General features: G+C 69.2%; 23 protein-coding genes. 17 read left to right on the plus strand and 6 right to left on the minus strand.

Going from position 1 to position 20,346, the window contains the following annotated elements:
- Nucleotides 1–21: 21 nt before the first annotated feature.
- On the plus strand, nt 22–2,451 hold the full coding sequence (gene purL / locus ACFO0C_RS14495) for a phosphoribosylformylglycinamidine synthase subunit PurL (protein WP_378067148.1): 2,430 nt from the start codon (nt 22–24) through the stop codon (nt 2,449–2,451).
- A gap of 64 nt (nt 2,452–2,515) precedes the next feature.
- On the opposite strand, the gene ACFO0C_RS14500 is transcribed toward purL, so the two are convergent.
- The gene (locus ACFO0C_RS14500; RefSeq protein ID WP_378067110.1) at nt 2,516–4,150 is read right to left on the minus strand and encodes a carboxypeptidase-like regulatory domain-containing protein; all 1,635 of its coding nucleotides are present in this window, start codon (nt 4,148–4,150) and stop codon (nt 2,516–2,518) included.
- 313 nt (nt 4,151–4,463) lie between these two features.
- On the opposite strand from ACFO0C_RS14500, the gene ACFO0C_RS14505 reads away from it, so the two are divergent.
- The 5 genes from ACFO0C_RS14505 to amcA all read left to right on the plus strand — a co-directional run bounded on the left by ACFO0C_RS14505 (nt 4,464) and on the right by amcA (nt 9,190).
- Complete coding sequence (locus ACFO0C_RS14505) at nt 4,464–4,823, plus strand: sterol carrier family protein (protein WP_378067111.1); 360 nt, start codon at nt 4,464–4,466, stop codon at nt 4,821–4,823.
- 100 nt (nt 4,824–4,923) lie between these two features.
- The gene (gene purF / locus ACFO0C_RS14510) at nt 4,924–6,534 is read left to right on the plus strand and encodes an amidophosphoribosyltransferase (RefSeq protein ID WP_378067112.1); all 1,611 of its coding nucleotides are present in this window, start codon (nt 4,924–4,926) and stop codon (nt 6,532–6,534) included.
- 33 nt (nt 6,535–6,567) lie between these two features.
- On the plus strand, nt 6,568–7,719 hold the full coding sequence (purM, locus tag ACFO0C_RS14515; RefSeq protein WP_378067113.1) for a phosphoribosylformylglycinamidine cyclo-ligase: 1,152 nt from the start codon (nt 6,568–6,570) through the stop codon (nt 7,717–7,719).
- 171 nt (nt 7,720–7,890) lie between these two features.
- On the plus strand, nt 7,891–8,994 hold the full coding sequence (gene amcB, locus ACFO0C_RS14520; RefSeq protein WP_378067149.1) for a cyclophane-forming radical SAM peptide maturase AmcB: 1,104 nt from the start codon (nt 7,891–7,893) through the stop codon (nt 8,992–8,994).
- The gene (amcA, locus tag ACFO0C_RS14525) at nt 8,963–9,190 is read left to right on the plus strand and encodes a multiple cyclophane-containing RiPP AmcA (protein WP_378067114.1); all 228 of its coding nucleotides are present in this window, start codon (nt 8,963–8,965) and stop codon (nt 9,188–9,190) included. Before amcB ends, amcA begins: the two co-directional genes overlap by 32 nt.
- 129 nt (nt 9,191–9,319) lie before the next feature.
- On the opposite strand, the gene ACFO0C_RS14530 is transcribed toward amcA, so the two are convergent.
- Nucleotides 9,320–9,553 (minus strand): DUF3073 domain-containing protein, encoded by a 234-nt coding sequence (locus ACFO0C_RS14530; RefSeq protein WP_093620685.1) that lies wholly within the window; start codon nt 9,551–9,553, stop codon nt 9,320–9,322.
- A gap of 182 nt (nt 9,554–9,735) precedes the next feature.
- A complete protein-coding gene (locus tag ACFO0C_RS14535) occupies nt 9,736–10,800 on the minus strand; it encodes a Glu/Leu/Phe/Val family dehydrogenase (RefSeq protein ID WP_378067115.1) in 1,065 nt (354 codons plus the stop codon).
- Nucleotides 10,801–10,950: 150 nt separating this feature from the next.
- Between ACFO0C_RS14535 and ACFO0C_RS14540 the strand changes: the two genes are divergently transcribed.
- Both ACFO0C_RS14540 and ACFO0C_RS14545 read left to right on the plus strand, forming a co-directional pair.
- Nucleotides 10,951–11,790 carry a hypothetical protein gene (locus ACFO0C_RS14540; RefSeq protein WP_378067116.1) on the plus strand — a complete coding sequence of 280 codons (840 nt, stop codon included), beginning with the start codon at nt 10,951–10,953 and terminating at the stop codon, nt 11,788–11,790.
- Between the two features lie 282 nt (nt 11,791–12,072).
- Complete coding sequence (locus ACFO0C_RS14545) at nt 12,073–12,282, plus strand: BldC family transcriptional regulator (protein ID WP_014687221.1); 210 nt, start codon at nt 12,073–12,075, stop codon at nt 12,280–12,282.
- Nucleotides 12,283–12,383: 101 nt separating this feature from the next.
- Here the strand turns inward: ACFO0C_RS14545 and ACFO0C_RS14550 are convergent, their stop codons facing one another.
- Nucleotides 12,384–12,758 (minus strand): PPOX class F420-dependent oxidoreductase, encoded by a 375-nt coding sequence (locus ACFO0C_RS14550; protein ID WP_378067117.1) that lies wholly within the window; start codon nt 12,756–12,758, stop codon nt 12,384–12,386.
- Between the two features lie 18 nt (nt 12,759–12,776).
- On the opposite strand from ACFO0C_RS14550, the gene ACFO0C_RS14555 reads away from it, so the two are divergent.
- The 4 genes from ACFO0C_RS14555 to ACFO0C_RS14570 all read left to right on the plus strand — a co-directional run bounded on the left by ACFO0C_RS14555 (nt 12,777) and on the right by ACFO0C_RS14570 (nt 16,048).
- Complete coding sequence (locus ACFO0C_RS14555; protein WP_378067118.1) at nt 12,777–13,553, plus strand: class I SAM-dependent methyltransferase; 777 nt, start codon at nt 12,777–12,779, stop codon at nt 13,551–13,553.
- A complete protein-coding gene (locus ACFO0C_RS14560) occupies nt 13,550–14,116 on the plus strand; it encodes an RNA 2'-phosphotransferase (protein WP_378067119.1) in 567 nt (188 codons plus the stop codon). The genes ACFO0C_RS14555 and ACFO0C_RS14560 overlap by 4 nt, the downstream gene beginning before the upstream one ends.
- An 82-nt stretch (nt 14,117–14,198) precedes the next feature.
- Entirely contained in the window at nt 14,199–14,777 is a 579-nt protein-coding gene (locus tag ACFO0C_RS14565) for a hypothetical protein (RefSeq protein ID WP_378067120.1), read from the plus strand.
- Nucleotides 14,774–16,048: a PrsW family intramembrane metalloprotease gene (locus tag ACFO0C_RS14570; RefSeq protein WP_378067121.1), complete on the plus strand. Its 1,275-nt coding sequence runs from the start codon at nt 14,774–14,776 to the stop codon at nt 16,046–16,048. The genes ACFO0C_RS14565 and ACFO0C_RS14570 overlap by 4 nt, the downstream gene beginning before the upstream one ends.
- Before the next feature lie 5 nt (nt 16,049–16,053).
- Here ACFO0C_RS14570 and ACFO0C_RS14575 read toward each other — a convergent pair whose 3' ends face one another.
- Nucleotides 16,054–16,308, minus strand: a complete 255-nt coding sequence (locus ACFO0C_RS14575) for a hypothetical protein (RefSeq protein WP_378067122.1) — start codon at nt 16,306–16,308, stop codon at nt 16,054–16,056.
- Between the two features lie 199 nt (nt 16,309–16,507).
- Here ACFO0C_RS14575 and ACFO0C_RS14580 point away from each other — a divergent pair, with 199 nt between their 5' ends.
- Together ACFO0C_RS14580 and ACFO0C_RS14585 are read left to right on the plus strand one after the other, a co-directional pair.
- The gene (locus ACFO0C_RS14580; RefSeq protein ID WP_378067150.1) at nt 16,508–16,858 is read left to right on the plus strand and encodes a hotdog fold thioesterase; all 351 of its coding nucleotides are present in this window, start codon (nt 16,508–16,510) and stop codon (nt 16,856–16,858) included.
- A gap of 50 nt (nt 16,859–16,908) precedes the next feature.
- Nucleotides 16,909–17,298, plus strand: coding sequence for a hypothetical protein (locus tag ACFO0C_RS14585; RefSeq protein WP_378067123.1), 390 nt, complete (start codon nt 16,909–16,911; stop codon nt 17,296–17,298).
- 6 nt (nt 17,299–17,304) lie between these two features.
- Here ACFO0C_RS14585 and ACFO0C_RS14590 read toward each other — a convergent pair whose 3' ends face one another.
- A complete protein-coding gene (locus ACFO0C_RS14590) occupies nt 17,305–17,613 on the minus strand; it encodes a hypothetical protein (RefSeq protein ID WP_378067124.1) in 309 nt (102 codons plus the stop codon).
- A gap of 110 nt (nt 17,614–17,723) precedes the next feature.
- Here ACFO0C_RS14590 and ACFO0C_RS14595 point away from each other — a divergent pair, with 110 nt between their 5' ends.
- The 3 genes from ACFO0C_RS14595 to ACFO0C_RS14605 all read left to right on the plus strand — a co-directional run bounded on the left by ACFO0C_RS14595 (nt 17,724) and on the right by ACFO0C_RS14605 (nt 20,323).
- Nucleotides 17,724–18,200: a permease-like cell division protein FtsX gene (locus tag ACFO0C_RS14595; protein WP_378067125.1), complete on the plus strand. Its 477-nt coding sequence runs from the start codon at nt 17,724–17,726 to the stop codon at nt 18,198–18,200.
- A 37-nt stretch (nt 18,201–18,237) separates the two neighbouring features.
- Complete coding sequence (locus tag ACFO0C_RS14600) at nt 18,238–18,891, plus strand: calcium-binding protein (RefSeq protein WP_378067126.1); 654 nt, start codon at nt 18,238–18,240, stop codon at nt 18,889–18,891.
- A gap of 97 nt (nt 18,892–18,988) precedes the next feature.
- Nucleotides 18,989–20,323 carry a calcium-binding protein gene (locus tag ACFO0C_RS14605; protein ID WP_378067127.1) on the plus strand — a complete coding sequence of 445 codons (1,335 nt, stop codon included), beginning with the start codon at nt 18,989–18,991 and terminating at the stop codon, nt 20,321–20,323.
- Nucleotides 20,324–20,346 lie beyond the last annotated feature (23 nt).

Raw genomic sequence — 20,346 nt, forward strand, 5'->3', positions numbered from 1 at the left:
AGTGGCTTCGCTGCGACCGACGTGCTCGCTACCGGCTCCGACGAGCCCGACACCGTCGAGCGGGCGGAGAAGTCACCGGACGAGCTCCAGCCCTACACCGACCTGGGGCTCAAGGACGACGAGTACGCCAAGATCCGCGAGATCCTGGGCCGGCGGCCCACCGCGTCCGAGCTGGCGATGTATTCGATCATGTGGAGCGAGCACTGCTCCTACAAGTCGAGCAAGGTGCACCTCAAGCAGTTCAGCGAGAAGGCGCCGCAGAACACCCGGATGCTCGCCGGCATCGGTGAGAACGCCGGTGTGGTGCAGATCTCCGAGAAACTGGCGGTCACCTTCAAGGTCGAGTCGCACAACCACCCCAGCTACGTCGAGCCCTACCAGGGTGCGGCGACCGGGGTCGGCGGCATCGTCCGCGACATCCTGGCGATGGGCGCACGCCCGGTCGCGGTGATGGACCCGCTGCGGTTCGGCGCCCACGACCACCCCGACACCGCCCGGGTCCTGCCCGGTGTGGTTGCCGGCATCGGTGGCTACGGCAACTGCCTGGGCCTGCCCAACATCGGTGGCGAGATCGTCTTCGACCCGTGTTATCAGGGCAACCCGCTGGTCAACGCACTCAGCATCGGTGTCCTGCCGGTCGAGCGCCTCCAGAAGAAGGAGGCCACCGGCACCGGCAACATCGTCGTGCTGCTCGGTGCGCGGACCGGCCGGGACGGCATCGGCGGTGTCTCCGTCCTGGCGTCGGCCACCTTCGACGAGGAGGCCGAGCAGCGCCGCCCGTCGGTGCAGGTCGGCGACCCGTTCATGGAGAAACTGCTGATCGAGAGCTGCCTGGAGCTGTACGACGCCGGTCTCGTCTCCGGCATCCAGGACCTCGGTGGCGCCGGCCTCACCTGCGCGCTCACCGAGACGGCCGCCGCGGCGGGCACCGGCATGCGGGTCTGGCTGGAGCGGGTGCCGCTGCGCGAGGCGTCGATGTCGCCGACGGAGATCCTGGCCAGCGAGTCGCAGGAGCGGATGCTCCTGATCGTCACGCCGGAGAATCTCGACGCCGTCCTCGCGGTCGCCGAGAAGTGGGGCGTCTGGGCCACCGCCATCGGTGAGGTCACCGCGGCCGCCGCCGACGGCACCCCGGGCCGCCTGCTCATCACGTGGAAGGACCACGTCGTCGTCGACGTGCCGCCGGGTTCGCTCGCCGACGACGGTCCGGTCTACAACCGGCCGATCCGCGAGCCGAACGACGTGATGCTGCTCCAGGCCGACCGGGCCGAGACGCTGCCGCGTCCGTCCACCGGCGACGCGCTGCGGGAGACCGTGCTGCGGATGGCCGCGTCGCCGAACCTGTGCGACAAGACCTGGGTCACCGAGCAGTACGACCGGTACGTGCTGGGCAACACGATCCTGGCCCAGCCGGAGGACTCCGGTGTGCTCCGGATCGACGAGGAGACCGGCCTCGGGGTGGCGCTGTCCGTCGACGGCAACGGGCGGTTCGCGCGCCTCGACCCGTACGAGGGGGCGAAGCTCGCGCTCGCCGAGGCGTACCGGAACGTCGCCGTCACCGGCGCCGAGCCGGTCGCGGTGACCGACTGCCTCAACTTCGGTTCGCCCGAGGACCCGCACGTGATGTGGCAGTTCGCCGAGGCCTGCCGGGCTCTCGCCGACGGCTGCCTGGAGCTGGGTACGCCGGTGACCGGCGGCAACGTCAGCTTCTACAACCAGACCGGCGCCGCGGCGATCCACCCGACCCCGGTGGTCGGTGTGCTCGGTGTCTTCGACGACGTGGCCCGCCGCGTCCCGATGGGCTTCCCGCGTCCGGCCAAGGCCGGTGGCGACCTGCTCTTCCTGCTCGGTGAGACCCGTGTGGAGCTCTCCGGCTCGGAGTGGGCCTGGGTGACCCACGGCCACCTCGGCGGCCGCCCGCCGAAGGTCGACCTCGCCGCCGAGCAGGCGCTCGCCAAGGTGATGGCCCAGGCTTCGAAATCCGGCCTGGTCAGTGCCGCGCACGACCTCTCCGACGGCGGTCTGGCCCAGGTGCTCGTGGAGAGCACGTTGCGGCACGGCGTCGGTGCGAAGGTGACCTTCCCGGAGGACGGCAACACGCCGTTCGTCCACCTGTTCAGCGAGTCGGCGGGGCGTGTTCTGGTCGCCGTGCCGCGTGGGCACGACAAGGCGTTCCTCGCCCTGGTGGCTGAGCACGGCGTGCCGGTCGCCCCGCTCGGCGTCACCTCCGAGGAGGCGTCGCTCCAGGTGGAGGGCCAGTTCACCATCCCGCTGGAGGAGCTGCGTGAGGCGTGGTCAGCCACTCTGCGCAACCTGTTCGGCGGTAGTGCCGAGCTGGCCGGCAGCGATGCCGGTGATGAGGCCGCCCCGGTGACGTCCGGTGAGGTCCGCTCGGTGACGCTGGAGCTCAGCCCGCAGGCGCCGGGTGGCCCGATCGACCCGCCCGCCTGATAGCCGGACAATGAGAAAGGCCCCGCGCGGATTCGCGCGGGGCCTTTCTCATCGGTTCGCTATGTCAGTTGCCGTCCCAGTCACGGTTGGGGCGCTGGCCGTAGTTGCCGCCGCCACCCTGACCCTGCTGGGGCTGCTGCGGGTAGCCGTTGCCGTAGTTGCCGCCCTGCTGGGGGTAGCCGCCGCCCTGCTGGGGCTGGTCGTACCCGTCCTGATCGTAACCACCGTAGTTGCCGCCCTGCTGCGGGTAGCCACCCTGGTCGTAACCGCCCTGGTCGTAACCGCCCTGCTGGTCGTAGCCACCCTGCTGCCCGTAGCCGCCGGCGTCCTGACCGTTCCAACCCTGGTCGTAACCACCCTGGTCGTAGCCACCGCCACCACCGCCGTAGTTGCCACCACCGTAGTTCCCACCGCCCTGCTCGGGCTGGTAGAGGTTCGTGTGCTCGTCGTAGCGCTGCGGCTGCTGCGACGGCTCCGGCTGGTACATGTTGGTGTGCTCGTCATACCGCTGCTGGCCGCCGTCGTTGTAGCCGCCCTGCTGCTGGCCGTAGGTCTGCGTCGCGCCGCCGTAGTTGCCGCCGCCGTAGTTCCCACCCTGCTGCTGGTCGTCCCACTGGTCGCCGCCGCCGTAGTTGCCGCCGCCGGACGGCAGCGGAGCGCCGTACGGGTCCGGGAACTCGTCCTCCGCGGGCCGGTGGATCACCGTGGGCGCGTCGCCGAGCCCACCGGACCGGGCACCCATGCCCATACCGGCGGCCGGGGCGATCATCGTGGCGTCGCCACCACGGCCGGCACCGACCGGAGCGGCCACCCGGGTGGCGTCGAAGCCACCGCCGTAGCCGCCACCGCCGACACCCGCCGGGACGGCCTGGCCGAGACCGGTGTCCGAGCCGAGTTCCTCGGCCTTCTTGCGGCGAATCCAGACCAGCACCATGACGCCGATACCGGCGGCGACGAGCAGGCCGCCCATGACGATCAGCAGCCAGCTGCTGCCGCCGTCGTCGGTCGTGCTCGAGGTCTCCTGGGTGTCACCGGCGATGTTGTTGACACCGCCGTCACCCTCCTCGGTGCCGTCCTCCTCGTCGGTGGCGTCGTCGGTCGCCGCCGGGGTGGCCGAGGCGCTCGCGGACGGGGTCGGCGAGGTCTCGGCGGCCGCCTTCTTGATCGTCAGCGACACGTTCACCGTCCGGCCGGCGGTGCCCTGCACCGTCGCGTCGGCGCTCTCGTAACCGGACTTGGCCGCGGCGACCTGGATGCTGCCGACCGCGATCGGAGCGGAGTCCGACGAGGTGAACGAGTAGCCGCCGCTGCTGTCGGTGGTCGTGTTGTACGAGTGGCCCTGGCTGTCCTTCATGACCACCTGGACGCCGGAGACGCGGGCGCCCGCGTCGTCCTTGATACGGCCGCTGACCTGCCGGACGGTGGTCGGCGCCGCGGGCCCGTTGACGGTGATCGTCTCGGAGCGGGTGCCGGTCTCGCCGTTCAGCGTGACGGTCACGGTGACCGTGACGGTTTGCTTCTGCCCGGCGCTCACGGTGGGTGCGGTCAGCGTGGCGTTGAAGTCCGCAGAGGCCTCGGGCTGAATCGGCTGGCCTGAGGGGCTGCATTGACCGGAACAGCTGATGCCGCTGACCTTGATGGAGGCCCGGTTGTCACCCTGCTGATCCTGGCCCCCGGGGTTACGCACGGTGTACTGCATGGTTACAGTACTTCCGGAGTCGACCTCGCTGTTGGACAGCTGAATCTGGATCTCTGGGGGGGCAGCCAGGGTAGGGGATTGCACACCGGCCACCAAGCCGCCGACCAGTGCCAGGAACGCACCGGCCTGGGCCGTCCGGGCACGTAGGTGCGTTGTCACGTCCACCGCCTTCCGGTCGCGCGGTCCCCGGTTCCTTCGATGTCCGGTGGATCCCGCGACGTGTACACCGTCGGCAACTATGCCTTGTCATACGTCACTCGCGCGACCCAGGGCGGTGTGCCGTTCTCCTCAGCTCGGGTCGTATCGTCCCGACATGTCTCCTGCGCACAATAAATCCGAGTCGGTCGCCGAGGCGTTGGACGCGCTGGACCGGGGTGTCGAGCCCGCCCGCGCGGTGCTGCGTGATGCCGTGCGAGCACTGCTGACCGAGTTGTCCTCCCGGGCGCCTGGCCGTTCGGTGGAGGTGCGGATTCCACCTTTCGGTGCGATTCAATGCGTCGCCGGCCCGCGGCACACGCGAGGCACACCGCCCAATGTGGTCGAAACGGATCCGACTACCTGGCTGCTCGTGGCCACCGGCCGCGTCGCGTGGAACGACGCGGTGCGCGACGGGCGCCTCCGGGCCAGTGGTGTGCGGACCGACCTCACCGAGTACCTGCCGCTCATCGCCTGACGAGCCCGGGTGCCCTTCCCGTGGGCTCGCGTACACTGGTCGGTCGGACGGACCAGCGAGTTCGCGGTCCGTGCAGACCCCGACATGAGGGAGCGAGCAGGTGCCCCGAGGCGACGGCCTACTGACCGACGATCTCGACCCCCAGGAGCGCGGCCCCCAGGATGCCTGCGGCGTCTTCGGCGTCTGGGCCCCCGAGGAGGAGGTCGCGAAACTCACGTACTTCGGGCTCTACGCACTCCAGCACCGGGGGCAGGAAGCCGCCGGCATCGCGGTGAGCGACGGGTCCGGAGTCGTTGTCTACAAGGACATCGGCCTGGTCTCCCAGGTGTTCGACGAGCCGACGCTGGCCAGCCTCCGCGGCCACCTCGCGATCGGCCACGCGCGCTACTCCACGACCGGTGGCTCCAACTGGGAGAACGCGCAGCCCACGATCCGGGCCACCCCGGCCGGCACGACGATCGCGCTGGCCCACAACGGCAACCTGGTCAACACGGCCGAGCTGGCCAAGGAGGTCGCCGACCGCGGCCTCGAGGTGGGTGACTCCACCTCCGACACCGCTCTGGTCACCACGCTGCTGGCCGGCCGTCCCGACCTGTCGGTCGAGGCCGCCGCGCTGGAGCTGCTGCCGACTCTGCGCGGCGCCTTCAGCTTCGTCTTCATGGACGAGCACACCCTCTACGCCGCCCGTGACGCGCAGGGCGTCCGCCCGCTGGTGCTGGGCCGGATGGAGCGGGGCTGGGTGGTCGCCAGCGAGACGGCCGCCCTGGACATCACCGGTGCCAGCTTCGTCCGCGAGGTCGAGCCCGGCGAGATCATCGCGATCGACGAGCACGGTCTGCGGTCCAGCCGCTTCGCGGCGCCCGAGCCCAAGGGCTGCCTCTTCGAGTACGTGTACCTCGCCCGCCCGGACACCACGATCGCCGGCCGCAACATCTACTCGGCCCGGGTCGAGGTGGGCCGCAAGCTCGCCAAGGAGCATCCGGTCGAGGCGGACCTGGTGATCGGTGTGCCGGAGTCGGGCATCCCGGCCGCGATCGGTTACGCCGAGGCCTCCGGTATTCCGTACAGCGCCGGTTTCATGAAGAACGCCTACGTCGGCCGCACCTTCATCCAGCCGTCGCAGACCATCCGCCAGCTCGGTATCCGGCTGAAGCTGAACCCGTTGCGCGAGGTGGTCCGCGGCAAGCGGATCGTCGTGATCGACGACTCGATCGTCCGTGGCAACACCCAGCGTGCCCAGATCCGCATGCTGCGCGAGGCCGGCGCGCTCGAGATCCACGTCCGGATCTCGTCGCCGCCGGTGAAGTGGCCGTGCTTCTACGGCATCGACTTCGCGACCCGGGCCGAGCTGATCGCCAACGGTCTGGAGATCGACGGGATCCGCCGTTCGATCGGTGCCGACAGTCTGGGTTATGTTTCGCTCGACAACCTCGTTCAGGCGACCGAGCAGCCGAAGTCCCGGCTCTGCATGGCCTGCTTCGACGGGGAGTATCCGATCGAGCTGCCGGCCGGCGACCTGATCGGTAAGCACGTCCTGGAGGGCGTCGGCCGCCGGGCGTCGATGCCGGGCTCGACCCCTGAGGCGGCCAGTGCCGCCGTCGCCGATCTCGAGAGCGATTACGAGGCTCGCGAGTTCGCGAAAGACGACCGGGCGGCATCGGAGCCGTTGGTCGCCAGCCCTGGCGGCGCGACCGCGCTGCACCACCCGTGATTCCAGTTACACAGAACCGCTAAGGGGAGAACCGTGACGCACGTGTCCGAGCGCAACAGTGCCGGATCCAACGGCGCCGAAGGAGGCGACCGTCAGCCCTGGACGGCCGGCTCAGGACGCGGACAGCGCAAGCGTTCGGCCACGTACGCGGAGGCGGGTGTCTCGATCCACGCGGGTGACCGTGCCGTCGAGCTGCTCAAGGCGAAGGTGAAGAAGACGTCCCGGCCCGAGGTGATCGGTGACCTGGGTGGTTTCTCCGGCCTGTTCCGGCTGAACACGGCGAAGTACAAGAGCCCGATCCTGGCCTCGTCCACCGACGGCGTCGGCACCAAGCTGGTGATCGCCCAGCAGCTCGACATCCACGACACCATCGGCATCGACCTGGTCGCCATGGTCGTCGACGACCTGGTGGCCTGTGGTGCCGAGCCGCTGTTCCTGCTCGACTACATCGCCTGCGGCGAGGTCGTCCCGGACAAGGTGGCCGAGATCGGTGCCGGTATCGCCGACGGCTGCCGCTACGCCGGCTGCGCCCTCCTCGGTGGCGAGACCGCCGAGCACCCGGGTGTGCTGCGTCCCGACGAGTACGACGTGTCCGCGACCGGCGTCGGTGTGGTCGAGGAGAGCGAGATCCTCGGCAAGGAGCGGGTCGAGCTGGGCGACGCGGTCATCGCGATGCGCTCGTCCGGCCTGCACTCGAACGGCTACTCGCTGGTCCGGCACGTGCTGCTGGGTGCCGGCCGGATGCGCCTGGACACCGTGGTCGACGACTTCGGCACTCAGCGCACCCTCGGCGAGGAGCTGCTCACCCCCACCAAGATCTACGCCAAGGACTGCCTCGGCCTGATCGAGGAGACCGACGTGCGGGCCTTCTCGCACGTCACCGGCGGCGGCATCCCCGGCAACCTGAACCGGGTGCTCCCCACCACCATGGATGCCATCGTGGACCGGTCCACCTGGCGTCCGCAGCCGATCTTCGACCTGATCCAGGCCAAGGGCCGGATCGAGGACTCGGAGATGGAGGCCACCTTCAACATGGGTGTCGGCATGTTCGCGGTCGTCTCCCCGGACGACGCGGACCGGGCGATGGCCTACCTGACCGGCCGTGGTGTCGAGGCCTGGCAGGTCGGCGAGGTCGTCGAGGGCTCCGGTGAGGTCCAGATGATGGGGTCGTACACCCGGGGCTGACCGGAAAGTGATTCTGGTTGGCAATAGTCCGAACGTGAAATGATCCGTGTGTGTCGATGTCCGGCACATGCGGATCTTTCGCATGGACTGTGGAGCGCGAGGCCTAGCCTGACCTGAGTCACGGAGTGCCGGACGGGAGTGTGCGGGGACATGGCGGTTGCGTGGAGCGGGATGCGGGGCATCTCGGCAGAACCCGGCTACGTCGTCATGCAGCCCACTACCCTGTGCAATCTCGCATGCGAGTACTGCTACCTGCCGTTACGCCGGGAGAATCGGCGTATGCCGGTGACCGTCGCGGAGGCTGTCGCCGAGGGGGTGGCCGGCTTCGCCCGTACCGGCAGATTCTCGGTGGTGTGGCACGGCGGTGAGCCGCTCGCCGCCGGCCGGGACCACCTCGCCGCGTTGTTCGCGCCGTTCGGCGCCGGCGTGGAGCATCACGTGCAGACCAACGCGACCCTGATCGACGACGAGTGGTGCGAGTTCTTCGCCGAGCGTGACGTGCGGGTCAGCGTCAGCGTGGACGGCCCACGGTCGCGTAACGGAGATCGGGTGGACCGGGGTGGGAAACCCGCCTACGACCTCATCGTGCGCGGCATCGAGCGGCTGAGGGCCCACGGCATCCCGTTCTCCACCCTCTGCGTGGTCAGCGATCCTGGACCGGGCGTCGCCACCGAGCTGTACGAGTACTTCCTCACCCTCGGCTGTGAGGTCCTCGGCATCAACGTGGAGGAGCAGGAGGGGGTCAACACCCGGCTCAACCGGCACGATCCGGCCGCGGTGAGCGCCTTCTGGGCCGAGCTGGTGACCGCGTGGCGCCGTGACCCACGGATCCACCTGCGGGAGGTGGAGTGGTCGCTGCGCTATGCCGCGGCGGTCCTCGACGGCAACGCCGACGACCTGCTGCCCCGCCGGCTGGACCCGATCCCGACGATCGCCCACGACGGCTCGGTCGTGTTGCTCTCGCCCGAGCTGGCCGGTTTCCACGACCCGAGGTATGGCGACTTCTCCAGTGGCAACGTGCTGACCACGCCGCTGCCGGAGATTCTGGCCACGGCGGAGGACACGTTGTGGATCCGCGAGTTCCTGGCCGGGATAGAGGCGTGCCGTGACACCTGCCCCTACTTCGGCTTCTGCGGTGGAGCACACGCCGCCAACCGGTACTTCGAACACGGCAGGTTCGACGTGACCGAGACGAACCACTGCCGGAACAGCAAGATTCGCCTATTGGAGGGAGTGCTGGACCATGCCCGAGATCACGAAGCCACGGCTGTCTGACGGCGTGGAGACGGATCCGGTGACGGCACGGGTGCACGACACCCGGGCCGGGCTGGCCGCGCTCATCGCGGAGGCGGAAGCGGCCAGGCAACAGCGCGCTGAGGACTCACCGGAAGACGGCGGCTCGGCGGTGTGCGCCTGGAACCACTTTGAGAACATCCCTACGTTCTACAACTGGAACAACCGCCCACGCTGAAGATCGACGCGGCTCGGTTGAAGCCCACGCGGACGAGCCGCGTGGGCTTCAGTCGTTCAACCGTAGGAATCGTCACCCCGTGACACACGGGAGCACGCGGTGAGTCCGCGTGCTCTGTGGAAAACGGGGTCAGCTCCGCCTTGAAGGTGACCAGGAGTCCTGGTCACCCCAGGTGTCCTGGTCTTCCGCAGCGTCGTCCTCGTCATCGTCGACGAACTCATCGTTGTCGTCGTCGAAATGACGGTCCGATTGGCGGGTTCCCGCCAATTCGCGCTGCAAGGCGGTGAGGTCGGTGTTCGGGGAGTGGTACTTCAACTCCCGGGCCACCTTCGTCTGCTTGGCCTTAGCACGGCCGCGCCCCATGGCTCGACCCCCTCGCACAGAATTCGGGGCAGCCCGAAGGCTGGGCCCCGATGACGTCAGGCATCTCTCGTGGGTCTTACGGTACATGGACGATGCCTACTTCGGCACCTCGGGTTGCGTGTGACACTGCCGCGCGTCGCGGTTGACCTTCTCCGGCGGCGCGCGGCAGTGATTTCAGCGCCTCAGCCGAGGTAGATCGAACGCAGTCGGCCGACCTCCGCCATCCGCCTCTCGGCGAGCCGGTCGGCCGCGACCGCCGGCGGGACACCCTCGTCGACAGCGAGCTGGAGAAGGCGCCGGGTGGTCTCGAAGATCCCGGTGGCCCGCAGCTTGGCCCGGTCGAAGTTGAAGCCGTGGATCTCGTCGGCGACCTGGATGACTCCGCCCGCGTTCACCACGTAGTCGGGGGTGTAGAGGATGCCCCGGTCCACCAGGACCTTGCTGATGTCCGCGTGGGCGAGCTGGTTGTTGGCGCCACCGGTCACGACCTTGGCCCGCAGTACCGGCACGGTGTCGTCGTTCAGCGCGCCACCGAGGGCGCAGGGCGCGTAGACGTCGATGTCGGAAGTGATCAGGGTCTGGGTGTCCGCCACCAACGTGATCTGCGGGTAGGTGGTGCGGGCCCACGCCAGTGCCGCCTCGTTCACGTCGGTGGCCACCACCGTCGCGCCGTCGTCGAGCAGGTGACCGGCCAGATACTTGCCGACCTTGCCCAGACCCGCGACGCCCACCGTACGGCCGGCGAGCGACGGGGTGCCCCAGGTGTGCTCGGCCGCGGCCCGCATGCCCTGGAAGACGCCCCAGGCGGTGAGGACCGAGGAGTCACCGGCGCCGCCGTGCTCCACGCTGCGGCCGGTCGCATAGCGCGTCTCGCGGGCGACCACATCCATGTCCTGCACGTAGGTGCCGACGTCGCAGGCCGTGTAGTAACGACCGCGCAGCGAGTCGACGAACCGGCCGTACGCCCGGAGGAGGGCCTCGCTCTTGAGCTTGACCGGGTCGCCCCAGATGACCGCCTTGCCGCCGCCCAGGTCCAGACCGGCCATGGCGTTCTTGTAGGCCATGCCGCGGGACAGCTTCAGGACGTCGGCGAGGGCGGCTTCCTCACTCTCGTACGGGTAGAAGCGGGTGCCGCCGAGCGCGGGGCCGAGAGCGGTCGAGTAGATACCGATGATCGCCTTGAGGCCGGTGTCCCGGTCCTGGCAGAAGACGACCTGTTCGTGCCCGTCGGTGTCGAACACGTCCATCGTGGGTTCTCCTGATCTCTGCGTAGGCCTTCGTGGGGCCATGATCCCGGCAGGGTGAGCCGGTTACGCCGAGCGTAGTCGTGCGAATGGCGCGCCGATTACGTCGCGGCGGGAAGTTCCAGGCGGCCGGATTCGTGAAAGGATCGCGCCGTGCCGTCACTGTTCGCGTCGTACCTACGGGTTTACGAGCCACTGACCGCCTTCGACCGTGAGCGTCAGGTCTTCTGGCGTGAGTACGCGCGCGAGGGCCGCGATATGGGGCTGGTCGAGGGCCCCGCACGGCAGCGCACCGCCGTGCTCGAAGCGCTGGGCGCCGGCTGGACCCGCCTGCCCGACCTGCCCGACGAGGCCTACGTGCTGGAGTGGGACGGCTCGGTGCTGGTCTGCCCGTGGAACCTGCGGTTGCGGGTCGCCGAGGCCGCTCTGAACGCCCGCGACGGTGTGCCCGCGGTGCTCGCCGACGCCTTCGTCCCGCCGGTGCTGGCCGGCCAGGCGAAAGCGGTCGTGGAGGACTGGCGCAGCGGCGCGAAGGTGCTGGAGCAGGGTGTGCCCCGGGTGCACGAGCAGACCGCCACGTGGGGTGTCCCGCTGCGCTGGTTCGCGTTCGTCGATCTGGAGGAGCGGGAGATCGCGCTGTCCGGCCGGCGGAAGGTGTTGCGCTACCGCACCGAGATCTCGAAGGCGCGGCGGCGGGCGCACCGGGCGGTGTCGGTGCTCCGCAAGTCGCTCGGCGACGCCCCGATCACCGAGGCCGTCGAGGAGGGAACCCGCTGGCTGGAGGAGTTCCACCCGAGGTCGGTGGTGGAGCTGGACTACGGCGGTCTCGTCAACCTCCTCCCGGAGGACAGCCTCACCGAGGACGATTCCCCCGGATTGGTGGCAGCCGGACTTTCGGCACTTTCTCGCGGTGACGCTGAGTCAGCAAGTGAGGCTTACGAGAAGTTGGTGGCGCGTTGGCGCGTCGTCCAACTTCTCGAGCGATGCAATTGACCTGCGGAAATAGGACAGACACCCACTTTTCCCGGCACCCGGGAGCGCTCCCGAAGCGAACACTCTTCGTAATCACCGGTCGTCTAAGCGTGATAATCGGGCTAAACGAGACACTATCTGGCGTATAAAACGCGCAAAAATCGGGCATGCTTCATCCGTCTATCTGGGGACGTTCGTCCGTTCGGCCCATGTCGGACATCGGGGACTAGCCGGACCATGAGAGACGCACCGGCCGGCGGGACCCCGGCCGATGTTTTTTAGGCACCTGTGGAGGAGTGACCGATGGCATCGCGTACGCACGATCCTGAGCCGCTACTAACGCCGGCCGAGGTGGCGTCGATGTTCCGAGTCGACCCGAAGACCGTTACTCGGTGGGCCAAGGCGGGCAAGCTCAGCGCTATTCGCACGCTGGGTGGCCACCGTCGCTACCGGGAGTCGGAGGTCCGCGCCCTGCTGCAGGGGCAGATCCCCACGCAGCGCCAGGGCGACTGACCGAGTCGACCGAGAACACGTCGTAAGGGGCGAACGCTGGGGAAGGCGATCGCCCCTTCTTCGTAAAGAAATGAGCGCCGGCAAATGCCGGCGCTCATTTCTTATTCCGTCACGAGAACGGCGACCGTTCCGTCGACGCCCCGGCGCAAGCGGCTGCCGAGCATGGTCAGCCGGCCGACCACTCCGTACTTCTTCTTGATGCCGTCGCCGACCCGAAGCCGGTCGGCGCGATCGCCGATCCGCGCGGTCGCCTCGATCGACTCGCCGGTGGGGTTACCCCGCATGTCGCAGGCACCGACGGTGACCCGGCCGCTGTTGCGGATCCGCTTGAGCTTGCCGCTGCCGGCCACCGTCCAGAAGGCCAGGCCGGCACCGTCCGGAACGACCCAGAGCGGTGTGGCGACCGCCCGGCCGTCTCGGCGGAATGTGGTGAGAAGGACGTATTTCTCCGAGCCGAGTTGCTCCAGTGCGGTCATACTTGAAGAGTATTGACCATGACACAGCCGGCGATCGGTGACGCCTTCGGAGAGATGATCCGCGACGCGTACGCGGTGCACAGGGGCGTGGGCCGGCGGCCACTGGCGGGCGGGCGGTACCCGCGGCCGGTGATCGAGGTGATCGAGCGCGAGGACGGGCTGATCAACGGCGCCCCGGCCGCCCATTATCTGAGCGAGCCGGACGACTGGCGATCCTTCGACCACCGGGCGGTACGGCTGTGCCGCGGCCGGGCACTCGACATCGGGGTGGGTGCCGGCCGGATCGCGATCGAGCTCCAGCGCCAGGGGGTGGCGGTGACCGGGCTGGACACCTCAGCCGGCGCGATCGAGGTGTCCCGGGAGCGCGGCCTGCGCGACACGGTGCTCGCCACCGTCGACGAGTTCTCCCGGGCCAGCGTCCGGTACGACACGTTCCTGCTGCTCGGCAACAACCTGGGACTGCTGGAGAGCGCCGAGCGGGCCCCCGCCTTCCTGGCCGCACTGGCCCGTCTGGCAGCACCCGGAGCGCGGATCGTGGCGCAGGGCGCGGACCCGTACGGGACGACGGATCCACTGCACGTGGCCTATCACGAGCGCAACCGGCAGCGGGGGCGGCTGGGCGGGCAGTTGCGGCTCCGGCTGCGCTACCGGGAGATCGCGACCGACTGGTTCGACTACCTGAACTGTTCCGTCGACGAGCTGAAGTCCCTGCTCGTGGGCACGCCGTGGCGGCTGAAATCGATCGACGAGCAGGACCGGCCGTACTACGTTGCGGTCATGGAGTACACCGGATGACAGTTCTCAGCCGGGACCAGGTCCGCCTCAGTAAACGGATGTCCCTGGTCCTGCGACACCGGCCCGAGGTGGCCGGCCTGGTCCTCGACGCGAACGGATGGGTGCCGGTCGCCGAGCTGCTGACCGCCCTCGGCATGACCCGCGCCCAGCTCGACCTCGTGGTCGCCAACAACGACAAGTCACGGTTCGCCGTGCAGACCGGCCCGGACGGCGTGGATCGCATCCGTGCCAGCCAGGGCCATTCCCGGCGGGTGGCCGTCGATCTCGACCTGCCGGCCGCCGCCCCGCCCGCCGAGCTGTTCCACGGGACACCGCGCGCCAACCTGGAGGCGATCCTCCGGGAGGGGCTTCGACCACGGAGCCGGCACCACGTACACCTCTCGGCCGATCTGCAGACCGCGGTGACCGTCGGCCGCCGGCGCTCGCCCGACGTGGTGGTGTTCAGCGTGGCCGCGGGGGTGATGGCGGAGGAGGGGCACGTCTTCCACCGCAGTGACAACGGGGTATGGCTCACCGCTGTCGTACCGTCACAGCACCTTTCGGAAAAACGGACAAATGCGTAATCTGCCAGGTTGATCCTCCATCCACTGTGGCCGGTGACCGGTTCTCCGGACAACGACGGGTAACCGCCGTTAACTTGGACGGATGGGGAGGGTCACTCGGCGTCATCTCACCGACCTTCCCGGCACCCTCGGCCTGCCCGTCGCACTCGCCATGGCATCGATCCTCGCCGCCCTCGCCTTCGGTCTCCCCGTGCTGGACCGGGCCGTGCCGGCGGAACGAGCCGTCGCGTCCGGGCCCTACCCGGTGGGTGCCGGGGTCACCGTGCTGCCCCCGCCCGGTGCCGTCCTCGATGTGACCGGCACCCGGCCCGGCGACGACCGGGGAACGGTGCTCTTCCGGATCGGGCCGGTCCGCTACGCGATCGAGGTCGAACCGTTCGACGGCGACCTGACCGAGGCCGCCGTCCGGCTCCGCCAGCGCATCACCGGCACCAACGGCCACCAGATCACCGGCACTCAGCTCGCGGTCTCCACCGCCGGTGGCCTCGCCGGGGTGCAGGGCGGCTACACGGCCGGCGACCGGGACGGGCGGTACGCCGTCTTCGTCGGGAACGGGCTCACCATCGAGGTCATGGTCAGCGGAGACGACAACGACCTCCTCCGGGCCCTGCCCGCGATCGACGCCAGCACCCGCACCCTGCGATACGAGCGGGCTCGATGAGTGAGCCGGTCCGGCCCGGGACACCCCGGGTGGCCGCGCTCGCCCGCCAGCCCGCGTTCTGGGTGGTGATCGCCCTGCTCACCGCCGGTGCGGTGCGGATCGGCCAGATCACCCTGCTCTTTCTGGACAGTTTCCCGATCGCGACGATCACCGCGATCCTGTTGTTCGGGCTGCTGGCCGTACCCTTCTGGCTCTTTCTTGCCGAACTGGACTTTCTGGAGCGGGAGCCACCGAGCCTGCGCATCCTCGCGTTCGCCTGGGGCGGCCTCGTCGCGACCAGCGTCTCCATCCCGGGCAGCACGGCCCTGGACAACCTGATCGCCAAACTCGGATCGCCCGACCTGGCCGCCGAGTGGGGTGCCGCCCTGGCCGGTCCCACGGTCGAGGAGATCGCCAAGACGCTCGGCGTGGTCGCCATCGTGCTGATCGCCCGCGCGCAGGTGAACAGCGTCCTCGACGGCATCGTCTACGGCGCGCTGGTCGGGCTCGGCTTCCAGATCGTCGAGGACGTGGTCTTCGCGATCGGGGCGGTCCAGCAGGCCGGCGCGGGCGACCGGATCCAGCCGGTGATCACGACGTTCCTGGTGCGCGGGTTCCTCGCCGGGGTGTGGAGTCACACCCTGTTCGGCGCGCTGGCCGGCGCCGGCATCGGATATCTCGTGGTCAACCGGGACCGCGGCCGGGCCCGCCGGATCGCGGTCGCGGGTCTCGCCCTGCTCGCCGCCTGGGCCTCGCACTCGTTGTGGAACTCACCGCTGTTCCGGGAGAGCCTCGGCGACGGCGCGGTCGCCCTGCTCGCGGTGCTGCTCTTCAAGGGCCTGCCACCACTGCTGCTGGTCCTCTACCTGGTGCGGCGGGCGCACGACCGGGAGGCGGCCTACTACGTGGCCATTCTGGCCACGGTCCGGGATCCGGACCTGATCACCGACGGCGAGCTGCGGGTCCTCGGTTCGGGCTCCCGGCGGGGTGCGGCCCGGCGGCACGCCGCGGCGAGTGCGGGTCGCAAAGCCCGGGCAGCGGTACGGCGACTCCAGCGCGCCCAGGCCGGTCTGGCCGTCGAGTTGAGCCGTGCCGAGGCCGACGTACCGGACGAGGCCACCGAGGCGCGTGCCGCGGAGGTGCGGGAACACCGTGGCGCCCTCGCCGCCCTGGGGCATCCGGAGGCGGTCGAGGGCACACGGTCCTGGCGGCACACTGCTTCCACCGTCGGGACCGCGGTTGTCGCCATCGCAGTCCTCTGGGTGACTCTGTCCGCTCTGGGGGGTGGTTAGGCGCCTCAGACCGTTCCGGCCGGCGGCAGACCGCCGTCGCCGTCGACGATCAGGTCCGGCGTGCCGTCCTCGTCCAGGTCGACCATCGTCACGTCGACTTTGCCGTCGCCGTCGGTGTCGAACTGGTACAGGTCCGGCTTGCCGTCACCGTCGGTGTCCGACACCCACACATCGGTACGGCCGTCGCCGTTCGCGTCGTTCTTGAACAGGTCGACACGGTCGTCGCCGCGGGTCTCGATGACCTCCTGCGGTTCGCTCATGCTGTTTCCTCTCATCGGCCGGAGGGGCTGTCAGTGTGCCCGTCAGTACCCAGCGGATCAATCGAACAGTCCCCGATGCTGTGATGGTTGTCGCTGGTGCCGGTCCTGAACGGGCGTAACGTACGCCGACGTGGATATCGCTGAGGACGGCAAGCAACACCTGTTCACCAGCGGTGGCGGTGGTGCGCTCGCGGAACGTATGGGTATCGAGATCACCGAGGCCACCGCGGAACGGGTCGTAGGAATCATGCCTGTCGAAGGCAACACCCAGCCGTACGGGTTGTTGCACGGCGGTGCCTCCTGCGTGCTCGCCGAGACCCTCGGATCGGTCGGGGCGGTCCTGCACGGGCAGACCGTCGACCGTCCGTTCGCGGTCGGAGTCGACATCAACGCCACCCACCACAAGGCGGCCCGCTCGGGTCTGGTGACCGGAATCGCAATCCCGGTCCACCGGGGCCGCGCCGTGGCCACCTACGAGGTCGTCATCACCGACGAGTCCGGCGACCGGGTGTGCACCGCCAGGATCACCTGCCTGCTCCGGGGTGCCTGAATTCCCACGTCCGGGTGCGTTCCTTGACCGCCCGACGTACCTTTTGCAACGTGACCGACGTACCACAGCACGCATTCGACGACGCCGCGCAGGTTCTGCAGTGTGCGCTCAGCGGCGACACCGCGGCTGTGGCCGACACCTTCGACGCGGTCGTCGATCGTGACGGTGTGGTCGGTGCGTGGGACGTCGCGTGGTGCCTCGCCGCGACCATGGTCGGTCAGGTTCCGCCCGGCGGCGCCTGGACCCTGGAGTTCCCGGGGATCGACGACGCGCGGTATGACAAGCGCTGGGTGGCCCGGTTCGTCAGCGCCTACGTCAACGGCGACTTCCCCACCGGTGAGGCCCTCTTCGGCGCGGCGATCGCCGACGGCACGCTTCCGGACTGCCTGCTCGCCCTGGCCGGATCCACGGTCGCGACACTGCGCCACCGGGCCGCCTGAGCACCCCTACTTGCCCTTGAGGTAAAGAGCCTTCGCATACTGCGCGGCCGCCGCGTTGTTGTACATCGACGCCTGCGACATGAAGAACGCGTTGTCGGCGATCGCCCGGGACGCCTGAACCGTCCCCGCCCATCTGATGTCCGCCTCCGCCTCGGAGAGCCCGCGCGCCTTGAACTGCCGGCGCATAGCCACCCGGCCGGAGCGGAACGCCTCGGCCGCCTCCTCCGCATTCTTCATGCAGGAGAGAGCCTTCTCGCTGAGCGCCTCGGCCAGGGTGTAGGCCGCATGCTCCGCGTCATTGGAGAAGCCGTCCACGGCGACGCCTCCTTGCATCCGAGGGTTTGACCGATCCCGACAACACTCTGTAGCACCGAGCGGCCGGTGTGGACAACCCCATCACCGTCCGTTGATATAGCTTTCGAATCATGATCGATCCACAGCCGACACACGAACCCACCCGCCGTCGGCTGCAGCTCCTGGCCGTCGCCGCGGTCGCGCTGGTGTCCGGGTCGGCCGTCTCCACCACGGTGATGCTCGTCGCCGGCTGGCGCTACGAACCCGAGCGGGAGTACGCCGTCACGGTCTTCCTCCAGCCGGACGCGGACACCGCTCAGCGTGAGGCGGTGCAGCGCAGGCTCGGCCAGCTTCCGGCCGTCGACGGGGTGCGTGTGGAGACGCGGGATCAGGCGTACGAGAAACTCCGCCAGCGTGTCGCCGGTGATCCCACCCAGATGGAGGGAATCGAGCCCGCCACGATGCCGGAGTCGCTGCATCTGACCACTGTGGGCCGAGACTTCGACTGCGGGCCGCTCCCGTCGATCCGGAAGATGGCCGGCGTCGACCGGATCCGGGTGACGACGCGGCCCGCGGGCGGCCGCCCGGGCGCCGAACTGGCTTGCTGAGCCGGCATCTCGCATCGGATCGAACGGGGGTTCCTCGATGAACGCAAGGCACTGCTCGGTGTTCGGCACCACCGCTGTGGCACTCGCCTCCACCGTGCTCTTCGGCACGCCGGCCCAGGCGGCCTCGGCCGGGCTGGCGACCGCCGGCGGGAGCACCGTGAGTTTCCGCGCGCTGGCGGGCCGGATCAACAGGGTCGCGGTCACCGTCTCCGGGCGTACCGTCACGCTCACCGACCGGGTCGCCATCAGGGCCGGCAGGGGTTGCCGCTCGGTCGGCCGGACCTCGGTCCGGTGCACCACCACGCGGGCGCCGAAGATGATCAAGATCGCGCTCGGGGACAAGAACGACTGGGTCCGTAACCAATCCGGCGTCTTCATGCTGGCCAGCGGAGCCGGCGGCGACGACACCCTGATCGGCGGTCCCGGCGCGGACCAGCTCCAGGGCGGTCCCGGCAACGACAGGATCTACGGCGGCGACGGCCGGGGCGAGCTGTTCGGCGACTCCGGTGCGGACCACATCGTCGGAGGCGCCGGGAACGACTACCTCCTCGGCGGCCCCGGCGACGACACCCTCATCGGAGGGGCGGGCTACGACGTCTGCCCGGAGTCGTCGGGCGGCGGCGTCTCGGGCTGCGAGTGGTTCACCTCAGCGGCATCCCCCTCGATCTCGAAGAGTGACGCACATCACTGAAATCGGGAGAGAGCGTCGGAACGGTAGCGTTCTACGATCTCTGCAGCGTGGCCGGGCCATCGTCCGGCCGCTCCGCTCTGAAACGGGGATTCTCACCATGGCATTCGTCAATCGCCGAACCCTGTCCGCGATCGGAGCCGCCGCTGTCGCGGTTGCTGCGTCGTCCCTCTTCCTCTCGGCCCCGGCCCAGGCGGCCAGCACCGGTCTGGCCAAGGTGGTCGGTACCAACCAGGTCCAGTTCCAGGCCCTGGCCGGCAAGTCCAACGCGCTGACCGTCACCATCTCCGGTCGCACCGTCACCCTCGACGACAAGGTGGCGATCAAGGCCGGCAAGGGTTGCAAGCCCGTCAAGGGCGACAAGACCAAGGTGAAGTGCACGACGTCGAAGAAGACGGCGAAGATCACGGTCGCCCTCGGCGACAAGAACGACAGCTTCACCAACAAGACCTCGGTCGCCTCGCTCGTCTTCGCCGGCTCCGGCAACGACACCCTGACCGGTGGCCCGGGCGTCGACCAGCTCCAGGGGTCGACCGGCAACGACAAGATCTCCGGCAACGGCGGCAAGGACAACCTGTTCGGTGAGTCGGGCGACGACAGCATCAGCGGTGGTGCCGGCAACGACTACATCGACGGCGGCTACGGCCTCGACCGTGTCTGGGGCCTGACCGGCAACGACACCATCTACGGCGAGAGCGGCAACGACATCCTCTCCGGTGGTGAGGGCAGCGACTCGATCGACGGCGAAGCCGGCAACGACACCGTCTACGGTGAGAACGGCAACGACAAGATCTGGGGCAGCGCCGGCACCGACAACCTCAGCGGTGGCGCCGGTGCCGACATCGTCAACGGCGGCGACGGCAACGACACCATCTACGGCCGGGAAGGCGACGACGAGCTCTGGGGCGGTGCCGGCAACGACACCATCTCGGGCGCGACGGGCGTCGACTACATCGAGGGTGAAGCCGGCAACGACAAGATCTACGCCGGTGCCGGTGTGGCCACCAACTCCGCCGGTCAGACCATCGGTGACAACGTCTACGGCGGTGCCGGCGACGACACCATCTACGGCGAGGGCGACTTCGACTTCATCAACGGTGAGGACGGCGTCGACACCGTCGACGGCGGCACCGGGGCGGACTGGGTCGAGGGCGGCTTCGGCAACGACCAGGTCCTCGGTGGCGACAACGACGACCTGGTGATCGGCGAGTGGACCGACGAGAGCAACATCCTCGTCGAGGACCCGAACGCGGTCGACTACGCCGACGGCGGCAACAACGACATCGAGGGCGACCTCTGCTTCGTGACCGCGCTGTCCACGGCGGTCAACTGCGAGCCGCTGCCGACCACGCTGGGCGCCCGCGCCAGCAAGACCGTCGTGACTCCGTCCGCCGAGCTGGCGGACGTCGTCGAGGCGGCGAAGGCGCGCCGGTGACACCACGGCACTGACACACCGAA

Source organism: Actinoplanes subglobosus, from assembly GCF_042650585.1.
GTDB lineage: Bacteria > Actinomycetota > Actinomycetes > Mycobacteriales > Micromonosporaceae > Actinoplanes > Actinoplanes subglobosus.

Bases quoted from the DNA above. Each gene is read 5' to 3' on its own strand.
- ACFO0C_RS14580 (WP_378067150.1), top strand. From the start codon at position 16,508: ATGGGTATCGAGATCACCGAGGCCACCGCGGAACGGGTCGTAGGAATC.
- ACFO0C_RS14555 (WP_378067118.1), top strand. From the start codon at position 12,777: ATGACACAGCCGGCGATCGGTGACGCCTTCGGAGAGATGATCCGCGAC.
- ACFO0C_RS14535 (WP_378067115.1), bottom strand. From the start codon at position 10,800: ATGGACGTGTTCGACACCGACGGGCACGAACAGGTCGTCTTCTGCCAG.
- amcA (WP_378067114.1), top strand. From the start codon at position 8,963: ATGCCCGAGATCACGAAGCCACGGCTGTCTGACGGCGTGGAGACGGAT.
- ACFO0C_RS14570 (WP_378067121.1), top strand. From the start codon at position 14,774: ATGAGTGAGCCGGTCCGGCCCGGGACACCCCGGGTGGCCGCGCTCGCC.
- amcB (WP_378067149.1), top strand. From the start codon at position 7,891: ATGCGGGGCATCTCGGCAGAACCCGGCTACGTCGTCATGCAGCCCACT.
- ACFO0C_RS14505 (WP_378067111.1), top strand. From the start codon at position 4,464: ATGTCTCCTGCGCACAATAAATCCGAGTCGGTCGCCGAGGCGTTGGAC.
- ACFO0C_RS14575 (WP_378067122.1), bottom strand. From the start codon at position 16,308: ATGAGCGAACCGCAGGAGGTCATCGAGACCCGCGGCGACGACCGTGTC.
- ACFO0C_RS14545 (WP_014687221.1), top strand. From the start codon at position 12,073: ATGGCATCGCGTACGCACGATCCTGAGCCGCTACTAACGCCGGCCGAG.
- ACFO0C_RS14605 (WP_378067127.1), top strand. From the start codon at position 18,989: ATGGCATTCGTCAATCGCCGAACCCTGTCCGCGATCGGAGCCGCCGCT.
- ACFO0C_RS14500 (WP_378067110.1), bottom strand. From the start codon at position 4,150: ATGCAGTACACCGTGCGTAACCCCGGGGGCCAGGATCAGCAGGGTGAC.
- ACFO0C_RS14550 (WP_378067117.1), bottom strand. From the start codon at position 12,758: ATGACCGCACTGGAGCAACTCGGCTCGGAGAAATACGTCCTTCTCACC.
- ACFO0C_RS14565 (WP_378067120.1), top strand. From the start codon at position 14,199: ATGGGGAGGGTCACTCGGCGTCATCTCACCGACCTTCCCGGCACCCTC.
- ACFO0C_RS14595 (WP_378067125.1), top strand. From the start codon at position 17,724: ATGATCGATCCACAGCCGACACACGAACCCACCCGCCGTCGGCTGCAG.
- ACFO0C_RS14560 (WP_378067119.1), top strand. From the start codon at position 13,550: ATGACAGTTCTCAGCCGGGACCAGGTCCGCCTCAGTAAACGGATGTCC.
- ACFO0C_RS14600 (WP_378067126.1), top strand. From the start codon at position 18,238: ATGAACGCAAGGCACTGCTCGGTGTTCGGCACCACCGCTGTGGCACTC.
- ACFO0C_RS14530 (WP_093620685.1), bottom strand. From the start codon at position 9,553: ATGGGGCGCGGCCGTGCTAAGGCCAAGCAGACGAAGGTGGCCCGGGAG.